This window comes from Rhizobium sp. PP-F2F-G48, from assembly GCF_004342335.1.
GTDB lineage: Bacteria > Pseudomonadota > Alphaproteobacteria > Rhizobiales > Rhizobiaceae > Ferranicluibacter.
Genome location: NZ_SLVH01000001.1, coordinates 196,486 through 212,345, shown reverse-complemented (window position 1 = coordinate 212,345; position 15,860 = coordinate 196,486). Strand labels below are relative to the sequence as shown.

The following is a 15,860-nucleotide window of genomic DNA, read 5'->3' as shown; positions in this document are numbered from 1 at the left end:
CATCTCCCTCACAGGAAGGGAGAAGACATCCGCCCGAGAGCGAGGTGGCAAAGTCGGTCCACCGAAGTGTTGAACCGCGAACATCGAGACATTGTAATGCATTGAGATCACCGCCCCAGATAGTTTTCGATGACTTTGGGATCGTTCGACACGAAGTCGATCGTGCCCTCGGCAAGCACCGATCCCTCGGCAAGGCAGGTGACCTTGACGCCCAGGTCGCGAATGAAGCCCATGTCGTGCTCGACCACCACGACCGAGCGGGTCTTGGCGATCTCTTTCAGCAGGATCGCGGTCTCCGCGGTCTCGGCGTCGGTCATGCCGGCGACGGGCTCGTCCACCAGCAGCAGCTTCGGCTCCTGCGCAAGCAGCATGCCGATCTCCAGCCATTGCTTCTGGCCGTGCGACAGGCTGCCGGCGAGATGGTCCTTGCGGGCGGTCATGCGCACCGTTTCGAGGATCTCCTCGATCCGCGCCTTGTCGGCCGGCGTCAGCGTGTAGAACAGCGTCGCGAAGACGCCGCGTTTGCGGTTGAGCGCGAGCTCGATATTGTCCCAGACCGTCTGGCTCTCGAACACGGTCGGCTTCTGGAACTTCCGGCCGATACCGAGCTGCGCGATATCGGCCTCGTCCTTCTTCGTCAGATCGACCTTGCCGTCGAAATAGACCGTGCCGCTGTCCGGCCGCGTCTTGCCGGTGATGATGTCCATCATCGTCGTCTTGCCGGCCCCGTTCGGGCCGATGATCGCCCGCAACTCGCCGGGCGCGACCACGAACGACAGCGCATTCAAAGCCTTGAAGCCGTCGAAGGAAACGGAAACGCCGTCGAGATAGAGGAGACTGTTGGTGATCTTCTGGTCCATGGCGCTCACTCCGCGGCTTGAGGTTGGGCGTCGGCCGGCGCGCTGGCCGAAACGGTGCGGCCCTTTTCGGCCTCGGCGGCCGCCTTGTAGTCGCGGCGGGAGGAAAAGCCCTGCTGGATGGTGCCGACGATGCCCTTGGGCAGGAACAGCGTGGTGGCGACGAAGAGCGCGCCCAGCGCAAACAGCCAGAATTCCGGGAAGGCCGCCGTGAAGACGGATTTGCCGAAATTGACCAGCACCGCCCCGATGATCGGCCCGATCAGCGTGCCGCGTCCGCCGACCGCCGTCCAGATGACGACCTCGATCGAGTTGGCGGGCGCAAACTCGCCCGGATTGATGATGCCCACCTGCGGCACGTAGAGCGCACCGGCGATGCCCGCGATCATGGCGGAGACGGTGAAGATGAAGAGCTTCATGTTCTCGACGCGATAGCCGAGAAAGCGCGTCCGGCTTTCCGCATCCCGCACCCCGATCAGCACTTTGCCGTACTTGGATTGCACGATGGCCGAAGAGAGCAGCAGCACGACAGCGAGAACGATGCCGGTGATGGCAAAGAGCGTGGCGCGGGTTTCCGGCGCCTGGATGTTGAAGCCGAGGATATCCTTGAAATCGGTCAGGCCGTTATTGCCGCCGAAGCCCATCTCGTTGCGGAAGAAGGCGAGCAGCAGCGCATAGGTCATCGCCTGGGTGATGATGGAGAGGTAGACGCCGGTGACCCGCGAGCGGAAGGCGAGCCAGCCGAAGACGAAGGCGAGCGCGCCCGGCACCAGGATCACCATGAGGGCTGCGAAGGGGAAGCTGTCGAAACCCGTCCAGTACCAGGGCAGGTCCTTCCAGTTCAGAAACACCATGAAATCGGGCAGGACCGGGTTCGCATAGACGCCGCGCGCGCCGATCTGGCGCATCAGATACATGCCCATCGCATAGCCGCCGAGCGCGAAGAAGGCGCCATGGCCGAGCGAGAGAATGCCGCAATAGCCCCAGACCAGATCGAGCGCGAGCGCGAGCAGCGCGTAGCAGAGATATTTTCCGAACAGCGGCACGACATGCGACGGCACGTGCAGCGGGTTGCCGGGATCGAGCAGCAGGTTGGACGCGGGAACCGCGATGGCGATGAAGAGGATCAGGGCGGCAAGCGCCAGCACCTTCTTTTCATGCGCTTGGATGAGCCGGGTCGTGAACATTATTCGATCGACCTCCCCTTGAGGGCGAACAGGCCGCGCGGCCGCCGCTGGATGAACAGGATGATGAGGACGAGGATCAGGATCTTGCCGAGCACGGCACCCGCATAGGGCTCCAGGAACTTGTTGGCGATCCCGAGCGTCATGGCGCCGACGAAGGTGCCCCAGAGATTGCCGACCCCGCCGAACACCACGACCATGAAGCTGTCGATGATGTAGTTCTGCCCGAGATTGGGCGAGACGTTATCGATCTGGCTGAGCGCCACGCCGGCGATGCCGGCAATGCCCGAGCCGAGGCCGAAGGTCATCGCGTCCACCATCGGCGTGCGGATGCCCATGGAGGAGGCCATGCGTCGGTTCTGCGTGACGGCGCGCATCTGCAGGCCGAGCCGCGACCGTTTGAGCAGCGTCAGCAGCGCCAGGAAGACGGCTAGCGAGAAGACGATGATCCACATGCGATTCCAGGTGATCGCGAGACCGCCGAAATCGAAGGTGCCCGACATCCAGCTCGGATTGTCCACCTGCCGGTTGGTCGGCCCGAAAATGGTGCGGATGGTCTGTTGCAGGATCAGCGACAGGCCCCAGGTGGCGAGCAGCGTCTCGAGCGGCCGGCCATAGAGAAAACGGATGATGCCGCGCTCGATGGCGACGCCGACAAGGCCGGTGAAGAGAAAGGCGATCGGCACCGCGAAGGCGAGCGAAAAGGTGGCGAGCCCCGGCGCCAGCAACGCGACCGTCTGCTGCACGACATAGGTCGTATAGGCCCCGAGCATCACCATCTCGCCATGCGCCATGTTGATGACGCCCATGACGCCGAAGGTGATGGCAAGGCCAATGGCGGCGAGCAGCAGCACCGAGCCGAGCGATAGCCCGTACCAGACGTTCTGCAACACATCCCACACCGCAAGGCTGCTGGTAATGCCGTCGATGCGGCCCTGAATGACCGGCACGAGATCCGGCGGCGCGGTGGCAAGCGCTGCGGAGAGAATGTTGAGCGCACCGCGATCGCCGCGCGCCGCGACATTCTCGATCGCCGCCTTCTTGTCCTCGGCGCTGGCATCCGTCTTCAGGATCAGCACGGCGCGGGCGGAGTCCATCGCCGCCTTGACCTCGGGATCGCTTTCCTTCGCCAGCGCGCCGTCGAGCAGCGCGAGATTGGCGGTGTCGCCGCTGGCCAGCAGCGCCTGCGCGGCGGAAAGGCGGGCATTGCGATCGGGGCTGAGCAAGGTCAGCTGGCTCATGGCATCGCCGATCGCCCCGCGCAGCATATTGTTCAGCCGGATCTTCTGCAGGCTGCCGGCAGCCACACCCTCGACAGACGCGCCGGTGACCGGATCGGACACGACGTCGCCCTCGACGAGATAGACCGCGCCGCCCGCCTTCGGCGCGAACAGGGCGCCGGCACTCAATTTTTCCAGGATCTCGGGCACCTTGGGGTCGCCTGTCGCGGCCAGCCGCTTGACCGCTTCCACCTTCTGCGGAAACGCCGTCGCGCCGAGGCCGTCGACCAGAGGCTTCAGCGCCTCCTGCGCCCGCGCACCGGCTGCAAAGGCAAGGCAAAGGCCGAGCAGGAGAAGAATGGTCCGAACCGTGCGCGAGGTCAGCTGCATGTCTGTTCAAAGCCCCTTCATCCGGCAGGGCGGCGGCGAGCCGCGCGCATCTGCCCAGGAATTCCGCAGGCTTCCCTTGGGGGTTGCACTAAAGCGGGTACGACAGTGGTGGGAAAGGCGATCATTCGCCCTGTCCGGTCATTTCGATGCATGATCCGTGCCATGCGCGAACGGCCGTGAATGCGACGAGCGATCCCTCCCCCGAGGAAGACGTCTCCGCCCGGCACGAAGCCGGACGGAGGCGAACATTTCAAATCATCGGCATGAAGACCTTGGCGGTGCGGCCCGGAGGCCGCACCAAAAATGCATTCGTCATGAAAATCAGTTGTGCACCATCGGCTTTACGAGGAAGCGATCAGGAGCCCTTGCCGCCGCACTTGCCCGTTGCGACGTTGAAGTTGCCGCAGGACATCGGCTTGCGCCAGTCGGAGATCAGGTCCTTGCTGTCCGGCAGGAAGTCCGACCACTCGTCGCCGACGACCTGGGGGGTCTGCTGGACGATTTCGAACTGGCCGTCGGCCTGGATCTCACCGATCAGCACCGGCTTGGTGATGTGGTGGTTCGGCATGACCGTGGAGTAGCCGCCCGAGAGGTTCGGAACGGAGGTGCCGATGATCGTATCGAGGACGGCATCCGTGTCGGTCGTGCCGGCAGCCTCGACGGCCTTTACCCAGGCGGAGAAGCCGATATAGGCGGCTTCCATCGGGTCGTTCGTCACGCGCTTGTCGTTCTTGGTATAGGCGTGCCACTGCTTGATGAAGTCGGCATTGGCCGGCGCATCGACGGACTGGAAGTAGTTCCAGGCGGCGAGATGGCCGACGAGCGGCTTGGTGTCGAGACCGGCGAGTTCTTCCTCACCGACCGAGAAGGCGACGACCGGAATGTCGGTGGCCTTGATGCCCTGGTTGCCGAGTTCCTTGTAGAAGGGCACGTTGGCATCGCCGTTGATGGTGGAGACGACGGCGGTTTTCTTGCCGGCCGAGCCGAATTCCTTGATCTTGGCGACTTCCGTCTGCCAGTCCGAGAAGCCGAACGGCGTGTAGTTGACGATGATGTCTTCCTTGGCCACGCCCTTGGAGATCAGATAGGCTTCCAGGATCTTGTTGGTCGTGCGCGGATAGACGTAGTCGGTGCCTTCGAGCACGAAGCGCTCGACGCCTTCGTTGGCCATCAGGTAGTCGACGGCCGGGATGGCCTGCTGGTTCGGCGCGGCACCCGTGTAGAAGATGTTGCGCGAGGACTCTTCGCCTTCATACTGGACGGGGTAGAAGAGGATCGAGTTCAGCTCTTCGAACACCGGCAGGACCGACTTGCGCGACGAGGACGTCCAGCAGCCGAACACGGCCGCGACCTTGTCGACGGAGATCAGCTCGCGGGCCTTTTCGGCAAACAGCGGCCAGTCGGATGCGGGATCGACGACGACGGCTTCGAGCTTCTTGCCGAGAACGCCGCCCTTCTTGTTCTGCTCCTCGATGAGCATCAGCATGGCGTCTTTCAGCGTCGTCTCGGAAATGGCCATCGTGCCGGACAGCGAGTGCAGAACGCCGACCTTGATGGTGTCGTCAGCCGCGTTGACGGCGGAGAATGCCGTGGTTGCCAAGGCACCCGCCAGGAATGCACTGAGGATATGGGATTTGAATGACATAAGAGAGCCCCTCTCGTTCGTTGGCGCCGTTTCCTAAGGGAGGGTTAACGGGTCGCAACGGGACTATCCGACAGGCCTTGTGCAATGCACATACGTTAATTGACGTAGGTGGCGGGCGCAGAGGACGCGTGCCTTTCTGCACGAAACATGCGGTCTGTCTGGACAGGTGCCCGCGTTGTCTTCAAGATCGCCCGACCCGCGCGCCTTTCACCATCGTCGCGTGATCGGCAAGGATGTTGCTTCGCACCATGAAAATTTCGAGATGACAGCCCGGCAGCGCATCATTCCGGTCCGGCGCGAATACAATCGCTGGGTCGCCGACCAGACGCTGGAAGACTATGCCCTGCGCTTCACCGCCAAGAGCGCCCGCAGGTTTTCGGCAAGCCGCATCTCGCAGACCGCCATCGGTGCGATCTCCTTCCTGGCGCTGGAGGCGATCGGCGGCACGATCACCCTCTCCTACGGCACCACCAACGCCTTTTACGCCATCATCGCCGCCGCCGTCGCCATGCTCGTCATCGGCATGCCGATCAGCCGCTACGCCATCCGCCACGGGGTCGATATCGACCTGCTGACGCGCGGCGCGAGTTTCGGCTATATCGGCTCCACCATCACCTCGCTGATCTATGCCAGCTTCACCTTCATGCTGTTTGCCATCGAGGCGTCGATCATGACCGGGGCGCTGAACCTCGCCTTCGGCATACCGCTCTGGATCGGCTACATCATCAGCGCGGTCGTCGTCATTCCGCTCGTCATCTACGGCGTCCAGCTCATCTCCCGCTTCCAGCTCGTCACGCAGCCCTTCTGGATCGTGCTCAACATCCTGCCCTTCGTCTTCATCGCCTTTTCGGACTGGGAAAAGTTCGACCTCTGGCGCGCCTTTGCCGGCATCGCCCATTCCAACGCCGAGGTGGGGGGCGCAGCGCCGTTCGATCTCATCGAGTTCGGCGCGGCGTCCGCCGTCATCCTTGCCCTCATGCCGCAGATCGGCGAGCAGGTGGATTTTCTGCGCTTCCTGCCGCCGGAAGGCATGAAGAAGTGGCGGCATCGCTTTGCCGTCTTCCTGGCCGGTCCCGGCTGGGTGGTGGTGGGCGTGCCGAAGCTGCTTGCCGGCTCGTTCCTGGCCGTGCTGACGCTCTCGACCGGCGTGCCGGCCGGCCAGGCGGCGGACCCCTCGCACATGTATCTCACGGCCTTCGGCTACATGATCCCGAACGACACCGCGGCGCTGGTGCTGATGGCCGCCTTCGTCGTGGTCTCCCAGCTGAAGATCAACGTGATGAACGCCTATGCGGGCTCGCTCGCCTGGTCGAACTTCTTCTCCCGCCTGACGCACAGCCATCCCGGCCGCGTCGTCTGGCTGGTGTTCAATGTCGCCATCGCCCTGCTCCTGATGGAGTTCGGCATCTACACGCTGCTCGAAGCGACCCTCGGCGTGTTCTCGATCATCGCCATGTCCTGGCTCTGCACGCTGTCGGCCGATCTCTTCATCAACAAGCCGCTCGGCCTTTCCCCGCCGGGCATCGAGTTCAAACGCGCGCATCTCTACGACATCAACCCGGTCGGTCTCGGCGCCATGTTCACCGCGGCCGGCGTCGCGCTTGCCGCGCATTTCGGCCTCTTCGGCACCATTCTGGCGTCGCTATCGACCTATGTCACCCTTGTCGCCTTCCTCGTTTCCCCGGCCATCGCCTATGCCACGCGCGGGCGCTACTACCTCGCGCGAAAGCCGCGCGCACACTGGAAGAGCCTGAGCACCATCACCTGCTCCATCTGCCAGCACCCGTTCGAGCCGGAGGACATGGCCTATTGCCCGGCCTATTCCGCGCCGATCTGTTCGCTCTGCTGCTCGCTCGACAGCCGCTGCCACGATGTCTGCAAGCCGCATGCGCGGGTCAACGCGCAGACCGCAGCCGTCGCCCGCAGGCTGCTGCCCGAGCGCATCGTCGCGGCGCTTTCGAGCCGCCTCGGCCGCTACGCCACGGCCGTCGTCATCGCCGTCTCCGCCATCGGCGCCATCCTCGCGATGATCGCCTACCAGACCGGATCGGCCTCGCCGATGGCCGCCGAGGTGATCAACCGCACCATCGGCATCGTCTTCTTCGTGTTCACGGTCGTCACCGGCGTCGTCTGCTGGTTCTATGTGCTCGCGCATGACAGCCGCCTCGTCGCCGAGGAGGAATCCTCGCGGCAGAACACGCTGCTGCTGAAGGAAATCGCGGCCCACAAGAAGACCGACGCCGCCCTGCAATATGCCAAGGAAACCGCCGAGGCCGCCAACCGCGCCAAGAGCCGCTACGTCGTCGGCCTCAGCCACGAACTGCGCACGCCGCTCAACGCCGTTATGGGCTATGCCCAGATCCTCGAACGCGACGAGACGATCCCCGCCCCCCGACAGGCGGCCATCCGCGTCATCAAGCGCAGCGCCGATCACCTCTCCGGGCTGATCGACGGCCTGCTCGACATTTCCCGCATCGAGGCCGGACGGCTGCAGGTGTTCTCCAACGAGATCAACATCCAGGATTTTCTCGATCAGATCGTCGATATGTTCCGCCCGCAGGCCCAGGCCAAGGGGCTCGCCTTCGAACATCGGCGCGCGCCCGGCCTGCCGACGCATGTGCGCGCCGACGAGAAGCGCCTGCGCCAGATCCTCGTCAACCTTCTCTCGAACGCCATCAAGTTCACCGATCGCGGGCTCGTGAGCTTCGAGGTCACCTATCGCAGCCAGGTCGCGACCTTCACCGTGACCGATACGGGCCGCGGCATTTCGGAGGCCGACCGGCCGCGCATCTTCGAGCCGTTCCAGCGCGGCGAAGCCGAGACGATCCGGCCCATGCCCGGTCTCGGGCTCGGCCTCACGATCACCCGTCTCCTCACCGAGACGCTGGGCGGCGAAATCCTCGTGACGAGCGAGCGCGACAAGGGCTCGACCTTTCGCGTGCGGCTGATGCTGTCGGCCATCGCCCACCCCGCCGCCGTTCCGCCGCCGTCGCGCGCCGTCACCGGCTATGCCGGCCCCCGCCGCACCATCGTCGTGGTCGATGACAACGAGGATCACCGCGAACTGATGCGCGAGGTGCTGATCCCGCTCGACTTCGTGGTCCTCACCGCCATCGGCGGCGCCGAATGCCTGACGCTGATCGAGGGCATCAAGCCCGACCTCTTTCTCGTGGACATCTCCATGCCCGGCATGAGCGGCTGGCAACTCGTCTCGCGCCTGCGCGAACACGGACAGGCGGCGCCCATCGTCATGCTGTCCGCCAATATCGGCGACGGCAGCCTTGCCAGCCAGCACATCGGCCACAACGACACACTCGCCAAGCCCTTCGACATCCGTCAGCTCAAGGGCAAGATCGCCCTTCATCTCGGCCTGACCTGGACGCATGACGACCCCGCGACGCAGCCGGAGCCCGTCGCGCCGCAGACGATCCTCGTGCCGGAGGCCTCCCACATCGAAGAACTCATCCGGCTGGGCGAAATCGGCTATATCAGGGGCATCGAGGCAAAGCTCGCCGAACTCGCGCGCGACGCTGCGCACCAACCCTTCGCAGACGCCGCGCGCGCCTATGTCCAGGCCTTCGACATGGCCGGCTATGCGACCTTCCTCGAAACCGCCGCCGTGCGCAGCGACCCCTTGGCGGAAGGAGATCGCCCGTGAGTGAGACCCCCCGCCCCCGCGATATCGTCCTGATCGTCGATGACAGCCCGGAGACCCTCGGCTTTCTCACCGACGCGCTGGAGCAATCCGGCTTTTCGGTGCTGATCGCCACCTCCGGCCCGGCAGCGCTGAAGGTCGTGGACAAGATCACGCCCGACATCGTGCTGATGGATGCGGTCATGCCGGATATGGACGGCTTCGACACCTGCCGGCGGTTGAAGGCGCTGGCCGACATCGCCCCGGTGCCGGTGATCTTCATGACCGGGCTGACGGAGACGGAGCACATCGTCCATGCGCTCGAATCCGGTGGGGTGGACTATCTCTCCAAGCCGATCAACATCGACGAATTGCGCGCCCGCATCCGTGTCCACCTCGGCAACGCCCGCTCGGCGCAGAGCGCCCGCGTCGCGCTCGACGCTGCCGGCCGGCACCTGCTGGCGGTGCGCGGCGATGGCGCGCTGCACTGGTCGACCCCCCAGGCGACGCGGCTGGTCGAGACCGCCATCGGCTCGAACGATGGCCTCGCCGCCATGTCCGGTCGGATCGCCCAGTTTCTGCGCGACCGGACCGGCACGAAGGACGCCCCCCTCATCGTCGAAAGCGACGGCGTGCCCGTGCTGCACCTGGCCTTCCTCGGCGCGATCGGCAGCGACGAATACCTGTTTCGCCTGACCGCCGTCAGCCAGACCAGCGACGAGGAGGCGCTGCGCCGCCATTTTTCGCTGACCATGCGCGAAGCCGAGGTGCTCGTCTGGATCGCCAAGGGCAAGGCCAACCGCGACATCGCCGAAATCCTCGGCCTCTCCGCCCGCACGGTCAACAAGCACCTCGAGCAGATCTATGTGAAGCTCGGCGTCGAAAACCGGGCCTCCGCCGCCGTGAAGGCGACGAATGCGCTGAGCCAAACCTGAGCCGGCGTGACAGCCGATCGCGTCCGCATGATCGGACGTCACCCCATCCGCAGCGTCTCGTAGCACCTGTGTCAGAAGAACCCCGGCCCCTACACCGAGCTTGACAGAACGGCGAACCCGCAGACACGGAAAAGCCCGGCGCAGGGCCGGGCTTTCCTCGTTTCGGACATGGCGGCCGGAGCCGCGAGGCCGTGATTACTGCGGGAAGTAGCTGTACTTGCCGTCCGGGCCCTTCTTCCACTCGTACATGATGTAGCCGGGAAGCTTCGGGTCGCCCTTTTCGTCGAAGGACATGTCGCCGAGAACGGTCTTGAACGGACCCTTTTCCTTCATCGCGGTGGCGACGGTCTCGGAATCGATGGAGCCGGCAATCTTGGCAGCTTCTGCGATCGTCTGCAGGGCGGCGTAGGAGTAGAGCGTGTAGGCTTCCGGGTTGAAGCCGGCGGCCTTGAACTTCTCGACCAGTTCCTTGTTCTCCGGGCGGAGCGTCGGATCGGGGCCGAAGGTGTTGAGCGTGCCGGCAACCGCGTCGCCCGCGATCGAGGCCAGTTCGTTCGAGACGATACCGTCGCCCGAAACGAGCGTTGCCTTGAGGCCCTGGTCTGCCGACTGGCGGATGATCAGGCCGGCTTCCGTGTGGAGACCGCCCCAGTAGATGATCGAGACGCCGGCTTCCTTCATCTTGGCGATGAGGGCCGAGAAATCCTTGTCGCCGGTGTTGACGCCTTCGTACATGACTTCCGTCATGCCGGCAGCGTTCATCGCCTTCTTGGTTTCGTCGGCAAGGCCCTGGCCGTAAGGCGTCTTGTCATGAATGACGGCGACCTTGGCGTCCTTGAACTTCTCGACGAGGTAGGCGCCGGCAACGCCGCCCTGCTGGTCGTCACGGCCGCAGGTGCGGAACGTGTTCCACAGGCCGCGCTCGGTGAACACAGGGTTGGTGGCAGCCGGGGTGATTTCGAGGATGCCGTTTTCGGCGTAGACTTCCGACGCGGGGATCGAAACGCCCGAGTTGAAGTGACCGATGACATACTTCACGCCGTCGGCAACGAACTTGTTGGCAACCGAGATGCCCTGCTTCGGGTCGGACACGTCGTCGCCGAGAACGATCTTGATCTGCTCGCCGTTGATGCCGCCGGCAGCGTTGATGTCAGCGGCTGCCTGCTCGGCACCCTTCTGGAGCTGCGCGCCGAAAGCGGCGTTCGGGCCGGTCAGCGGACCGGCAACAGCGATCGTGATGTCCGCCCAGGCCTGGCCGCTGAACGCGACCATCGCCGTCAGCGCAACAGCCGACAAAAGTGACTTCTTCATCCTGTAACTCCCAATTTTCAAGCGGGTCTGTTGCCATAGCCAACGCAGTTCCCACTCTGCTGCGCCGGTGTTCGTTGTGGCCGAGGCGATGCGCCTGCGGCTGTTCCCTTATTATTTGTTCTTCCACGAGAAAGGCGACGCCTTTTCGTAAAGCCAGTAGTAGCTGTTGACCATCTGGCGCGTCCGGTAGAAGCGGAAGCCAGCGGTAGAAAACAGCAAAAGAATGATCGTGTCCACAAGGTAAAAGTGGAGGCTGAACATCGTGCCGTTGAACAGTGCGTGATGCACGAAACGGATGCCGAGGCCGAGCAGCGCCGTATAGATCAGCACGGTCGTGTAGGTCTGCCAGCCGTCCGCGACGCTCTTGCCCGTGCGCCACGCCGCCCAGCCGCCGAGCACGCAGGTGATCAGCATGAACTGAAGGATCGAAGGCTCTTCGTGAAGAATGCCCTGCATGTCAGAAACTCCCGGTGGGTGGGATGAAGAAAGCGGCGCTCAATGGTGCCCGCCTTCGAGATAGGCGGCGCGCACTTCCGGATTGGCCAGCAGCTCGCGGCCGGCGCCGCTCATCGTCACCTGTCCGTTGACCATGACATAGCCGCGATGCGACAGCTTGAGCGCGGCAAACGCGTTCTGCTCGACGAGGAACACGGTGAGCCCCTCTTCCTCGTTCAGCTTCTTGATCGCGGCGAAGATGCCCTTGACGATCAGCGGCGCGAGACCGAGCGAAGGTTCGTCGAGAAGCAGCAGCTTGGGACGCGCCATCAGGGCGCGACCGATCGACAGCATCTGCTGCTCGCCGCCCGAAAGCGTGCCGCCGCGCTGCGACTGGCGCTCCTTCAAGCGCGGAAACAGCGTGAAGATCTTCTCGATGTCCTCGTTGAAATATTTGAGGTTGTCGAGGCTCGCGCCCATCTGCAGGTTTTCGTAGACCGTCATGCGCGGGAAGATGCGCCGCCCCTCGGGCGACTGGGCGATGCGCAGCCGGGCGATCTCGTGGGTCGGCATCCGGGTGATGTCCTGGCCGTCGAAAATGACCGATCCGGTGCGCGCCTGCGGGCTGCCGCAGATCGTCATCATCAGCGTCGACTTGCCGGCCCCGTTCGCGCCGATCATGCAGACGATCTCGCCCGGTTCCACGACGACATCGACGCCGCCGAGTGCGCGGATGTTGCCGTAATAGGTCTCGACGCCCTTGACGTGAAGAAGCGGGCTCATGGGCGCTCTCCCGTGTGGCCGGTTCCGTGACCGACGGTTGCCGCAACCTCTTCCACTTCCGCGATCACCTCGTCGACCTCATCATCCTCGACACCGAGATAGGCCGCGATGACCTTCGGGTCGTTCTGTACGAATTGCGGATTGCCATCCGAGATCTTCTGTCCGTATTCCAGCACGACGACGTGGTCGGAGATTTCCATGACCACCGACATGTCGTGCTCGATCAGCAGGATCGAGGTGCCGGTATCGGTGCGGATGTCGCGCAGCAGCGTGTTCAGCGCCAGCGACTCGCGCGGGTTGAGACCGGCGGCCGGTTCGTCCAGGCAGAGAAGCTCCGGTTCGGTGCACATCGCCCGCGCGATTTCCAGGCGACGCTGGGCACCGTAGGGCAGGTCGCCGGCCGGATCGTCGGCACGGTCGGTCAGCGACGCCTTGTCGAGCCAGTACTTCGCCAGCTCGATGCTGGCGAGCGACGCCTTCTTGTAGGCAGGAAAGCCGAGCAGGCCGAGAATGGTGTAGCCCGACGCGCGCATCAGCGCATTGTGCTGCGCGACCAGCAGGTTTTCCAGCACCGTCAGGCCCGAGAACAGGCGGATGTTCTGGAACGTCCGGGCGACCTTCGCCCGCTTGGTGATTTCGAAGTCCGGCAGGCGCTCCAGCAGGAACTCCGTGCCGCTCTTCTGGCGCATCGTGATCATGCCCATGGTCGGCTTGTAGAAGCCGGTGATGCAGTTGAACACGGTGGTCTTGCCGGCCCCGTTCGGGCCGATGAGGGCGGTGATCTCGCCGCGCGTGGCTTCGAACGAGAAATCGTTGATGGCCATCAGGCCGCCGAAGCGCATGGAGAGATGTTCGACCTTGAGGATTGGATCCTTGGACATTGTCGTCGCCGTTCCCGTAACCATCAGCCGTGCCCTTCCTTGGTAAAGCTTCCGGACACGTTCTTTCGGGTGTGAAGGAAGGCCGACGGCGCACGCGATCCGACGAAGCCGCGCGGCTTGAACAGCATCACGACCACCATGGCGAGACCGAAGATCAGCATGCGATAGAGTTCCGGCGTAAACTCGGGGCCGAACACGACCTTGAGGAAGTTCATTTCACGCAGCAGTTCCGTTCCCCCGACCATGACGACCGCGGCGATGGCGATGCCGGTCAGCGACCCCATGCCGCCGAGAACGACGATGGCGAGGATGACGGCCGACTCGATGAACACGAAGCTTTCCGGCGAGACGAAGCCCTGGCGCGCGGCGAAGAACGAGCCGGCGAAACCGCCGAACATGGCGCCGGTCGCAAAGGCCGTCAGCTTGGTCGTGACCGTGTTGATGCCGAGCGAGCGGCAGGCGATCTCGTCTTCCCGCAGCGCTTCCCAGGCCCGGCCGATCGGCATGCGGCGCAGGCGGATCGTCACATAGGCCGTGAGCATGCAGAGGAGCAGGATCACGTAGAACAGGAAGATCTTGTAATAGGCCGACGACATCGGCAGGCCGAAGGACTTGGCGAAGTTCGACGGCGAGCCGACGTCGAACGACCAGATGCCGAAGATCGATGCCTTGGCGATGCCGGAGATCCCGAAGGTTCCCTTGGTCACTTCCGTCCAGTTGATCAGCACAAGCCGGATGATTTCACCGAAGGCAAGCGTGACGATGGCGAGATAGTCGCCGCGCAGACGCAGAACCGGGAAGCCGAGGATGATGCCCCAGAGTGCGGCGAAAATGCCGGCGAGCGGCAGGAGAACCCAGAAGGACAGACCGAAATGGGTGGAGAGCAGCGCGTAGGAATAGGCGCCGACCGCGTAGAAGGCGACGTAGCCGAGGTCGAGCAGGCCGGCAAGGCCGACCACGATGTTCAGGCCCCAGGCCAGCATCACGTAGATCAGGATCTGGATGCCGAAATTGTCGACCAGAAGCAGCGAGCCCTGAACGCCGCGCAGCATCACCGACACCGGCGGGTAGATCAGAAGCGCGATGAGCGCGATCTTCAGGAAGTGGCGATGGAAGAAACCCTTGTCCTCGGAAACCTCGAGGATGCCGCTCTTGGCCTTTTCCAACTTTCGCTTGTCGAGCGCCGGCCGGATGAAGGCGACGTTGACGAAGCGGCCGACGGCGGCGACGAGAACGAAGACCGCCAGCAGGCCCCAGCGCATGCGCCAGACAAGCTCGTTGTTGATGTTCTGATAGGTCTCGACGCCCACGAAGAGGCAGAAGAGGCCGAGCGAGACGAGGCCTGCGAAGAAGGCTTCCTTGAACGCGCGCGCCATGATGCTGGGTTCTGCATGCGGCTTCGATGCGGGCGGCGGGGAAACGGGAGAGGAAATGTTCGCCATGGACTTATACCTTCTCCACTTCGGGCCGGCCGAGAATGCCGGTCGGCTTGAAAATCAGAACGACCGCGAGGATGACGAAGGTTGCGACGTCCTTGTAGGCGATGGAGAAATAGGCCGACCACAGGCTCTCGATGAGGCCAATGAGGATGCCGCCGAGAACGGCACCCGGCAGCGAGCCGATGCCGCCGAGAACGGCCGCCGTGAAGGCCTTGACGCCGGGGATGAAGCCGTCGGTGAAGACGGAAACACCGTAATACATCAGGTACATCGTACCCGCGACCGCGGCGAGTGCGGCGCCCATGATGAAGGTGATGGAAATCGTGCGGTCGACGTCGATGCCGAGCAGCGCGGCCATCTTGCGGTCCTGCTCGGTGGCGCGCTGGGCGCGGCCGAGCGGCGTCTTGTTGACGATGTACCAGAAGATGGTGAGCAGGACGGCGGTGACGACGATGATCACGATCTGCTTCAGCGAGATCGAGATGCCGAGCACCTGATAGTTGGAATTGATCAGCGGCGGGATCGGCTTGTTGCGGGGGCCCTGCACCACCTGGATGAAGTTGGACAGCGCGATCGACATGCCGATGGCCGTGATCAGCGGCGCAAGCCGGAACGAACCGCGCAACGGCCGGTAGGCAATCCGCTCGATCGTCCAGTTCCACAGGCCCGCCAGCAGCATGGCCACGATCATCATCACCAACAGGGCGAGGACGACGGGGATGCCGGCAAAGAGGGTCGTGAGGATCAGGAAGACGATGAGGGCCGCGAAGCTGCCCAGCATGAAGATATCGCCATGGGCGAAGTTGATCATGCCGATAATGCCGTAGACCATCGTATAGCCGATGGCGATCATGCCGTAGATAGATCCGAGAGTCAGCCCGTTGACGAGCTGCTGGACGAAATACACCATCTATTTTCCCCTGGACCAGATCCCTTGGCGGGTCCGGCCTCTTGTTCTGCAGTCCATTGAGGACCCGACGTTTGCGGGGATTCCATACTGTTTTCGCTCGAAAAGAAAAGCACAAAAAGAAGGCACCCAACAGATTCTTTTCCAGCAGGACAAAATCTGGCGGTTTCCGCGGCAAAGGGCCGGGATGGATGCAGCAGCAGGTTACATTTTAAGCATATCAGTGACTTGCGCTGCAA

General features: G+C 63.6%; 12 protein-coding genes. 2 read left to right on the top strand and 10 right to left on the bottom strand.

Annotated features, from left to right (window positions below):
* Positions 1 to 107: 107 nt before the first annotated feature.
* The 4 genes from urtD to urtA form a co-directional block, all read right to left on the bottom strand.
* Positions 108 to 860 (bottom strand): urea ABC transporter ATP-binding protein UrtD, encoded by a 753-nt coding sequence (gene urtD, locus C8J36_RS00940; protein ID WP_062591950.1) that lies wholly within the window; start codon positions 858 to 860, stop codon positions 108 to 110.
* Positions 861 to 865: 5 nt separating this feature from the next.
* Positions 866 to 2,044: an urea ABC transporter permease subunit UrtC gene (urtC, locus tag C8J36_RS00935; RefSeq protein ID WP_132531642.1), complete on the bottom strand. Its 1,179-nt coding sequence runs from the start codon at positions 2,042 to 2,044 to the stop codon at positions 866 to 868.
* Entirely contained in the window at positions 2,044 to 3,651 is a 1,608-nt protein-coding gene (gene urtB / locus C8J36_RS00930) for an urea ABC transporter permease subunit UrtB (protein ID WP_132531639.1), read from the bottom strand. The genes urtC and urtB overlap by 1 nt, the downstream gene beginning before the upstream one ends.
* A 355-nt stretch (positions 3,652 to 4,006) precedes the next feature.
* The gene (gene urtA / locus C8J36_RS00925) at positions 4,007 to 5,296 is read right to left on the bottom strand and encodes an urea ABC transporter substrate-binding protein (RefSeq protein WP_062591944.1); all 1,290 of its coding nucleotides are present in this window, start codon (positions 5,294 to 5,296) and stop codon (positions 4,007 to 4,009) included.
* A 262-nt stretch (positions 5,297 to 5,558) separates the two neighbouring features.
* On the opposite strand from urtA, the gene C8J36_RS00920 reads away from it, so the two are divergent.
* A complete protein-coding gene (locus tag C8J36_RS00920; protein ID WP_132531636.1) occupies positions 5,559 to 8,954 on the top strand; it encodes an ATP-binding protein in 3,396 nt (1,131 codons plus the stop codon).
* Positions 8,951 to 9,865, top strand: a complete 915-nt coding sequence (locus C8J36_RS00915; RefSeq protein WP_132531633.1) for a DNA-binding response regulator — start codon at positions 8,951 to 8,953, stop codon at positions 9,863 to 9,865. Before C8J36_RS00920 ends, C8J36_RS00915 begins: the two co-directional genes overlap by 4 nt.
* Positions 9,866 to 10,060: 195 nt before the next feature.
* Here the strand turns inward: C8J36_RS00915 and C8J36_RS00910 are convergent, their stop codons facing one another.
* From C8J36_RS00910 to C8J36_RS00885, 6 genes are all read right to left on the bottom strand, one after another.
* On the bottom strand, positions 10,061 to 11,176 hold the full coding sequence (locus C8J36_RS00910) for a branched-chain amino acid ABC transporter substrate-binding protein (RefSeq protein ID WP_062591940.1): 1,116 nt from the start codon (positions 11,174 to 11,176) through the stop codon (positions 10,061 to 10,063).
* A gap of 111 nt (positions 11,177 to 11,287) precedes the next feature.
* Positions 11,288 to 11,632 (bottom strand): DUF6867 family protein, encoded by a 345-nt coding sequence (locus C8J36_RS00905; protein ID WP_062591938.1) that lies wholly within the window; start codon positions 11,630 to 11,632, stop codon positions 11,288 to 11,290.
* Positions 11,633 to 11,671: 39 nt separating this feature from the next.
* Positions 11,672 to 12,394: an ABC transporter ATP-binding protein gene (locus C8J36_RS00900; protein WP_132531630.1), complete on the bottom strand. Its 723-nt coding sequence runs from the start codon at positions 12,392 to 12,394 to the stop codon at positions 11,672 to 11,674.
* A complete protein-coding gene (locus C8J36_RS00895) occupies positions 12,391 to 13,299 on the bottom strand; it encodes an ABC transporter ATP-binding protein (RefSeq protein WP_132531627.1) in 909 nt (302 codons plus the stop codon). The genes C8J36_RS00900 and C8J36_RS00895 overlap by 4 nt, the downstream gene beginning before the upstream one ends.
* Positions 13,299 to 14,651: a high-affinity branched-chain amino acid ABC transporter permease LivM gene (gene livM / locus C8J36_RS00890; protein WP_200943854.1), complete on the bottom strand. Its 1,353-nt coding sequence runs from the start codon at positions 14,649 to 14,651 to the stop codon at positions 13,299 to 13,301. The genes C8J36_RS00895 and livM overlap by 1 nt, the downstream gene beginning before the upstream one ends.
* 70 nt (positions 14,652 to 14,721) lie before the next feature.
* A complete protein-coding gene (locus C8J36_RS00885) occupies positions 14,722 to 15,624 on the bottom strand; it encodes a branched-chain amino acid ABC transporter permease (RefSeq protein WP_062591930.1) in 903 nt (300 codons plus the stop codon).
* Between the last annotated feature and the right edge of the window lie 236 nt (positions 15,625 to 15,860).

Coding starts and splice junctions, on each gene's coding strand:
- urtC (WP_132531642.1), bottom strand. CDS start 2,044: ATGTTCACGACCCGGCTCATCCAAGCGCATGAAAAGAAGGTGCTGGCG.
- livM (WP_200943854.1), bottom strand. CDS start 14,651: ATGGCGCGCGCGTTCAAGGAAGCCTTCTTCGCAGGCCTCGTCTCGCTC.
- C8J36_RS00920 (WP_132531636.1), top strand. CDS start 5,559: ATGACAGCCCGGCAGCGCATCATTCCGGTCCGGCGCGAATACAATCGC.
- urtD (WP_062591950.1), bottom strand. CDS start 860: ATGGACCAGAAGATCACCAACAGTCTCCTCTATCTCGACGGCGTTTCC.
- C8J36_RS00905 (WP_062591938.1), bottom strand. CDS start 11,632: ATGCAGGGCATTCTTCACGAAGAGCCTTCGATCCTTCAGTTCATGCTG.
- C8J36_RS00885 (WP_062591930.1), bottom strand. CDS start 15,624: ATGGTGTATTTCGTCCAGCAGCTCGTCAACGGGCTGACTCTCGGATCT.
- C8J36_RS00900 (WP_132531630.1), bottom strand. CDS start 12,394: ATGAGCCCGCTTCTTCACGTCAAGGGCGTCGAGACCTATTACGGCAAC.
- urtA (WP_062591944.1), bottom strand. CDS start 5,296: ATGTCATTCAAATCCCATATCCTCAGTGCATTCCTGGCGGGTGCCTTG.
- C8J36_RS00910 (WP_062591940.1), bottom strand. CDS start 11,176: ATGAAGAAGTCACTTTTGTCGGCTGTTGCGCTGACGGCGATGGTCGCG.
- urtB (WP_132531639.1), bottom strand. CDS start 3,651: ATGCAGCTGACCTCGCGCACGGTTCGGACCATTCTTCTCCTGCTCGGC.
- C8J36_RS00895 (WP_132531627.1), bottom strand. CDS start 13,299: ATGGTTACGGGAACGGCGACGACAATGTCCAAGGATCCAATCCTCAAG.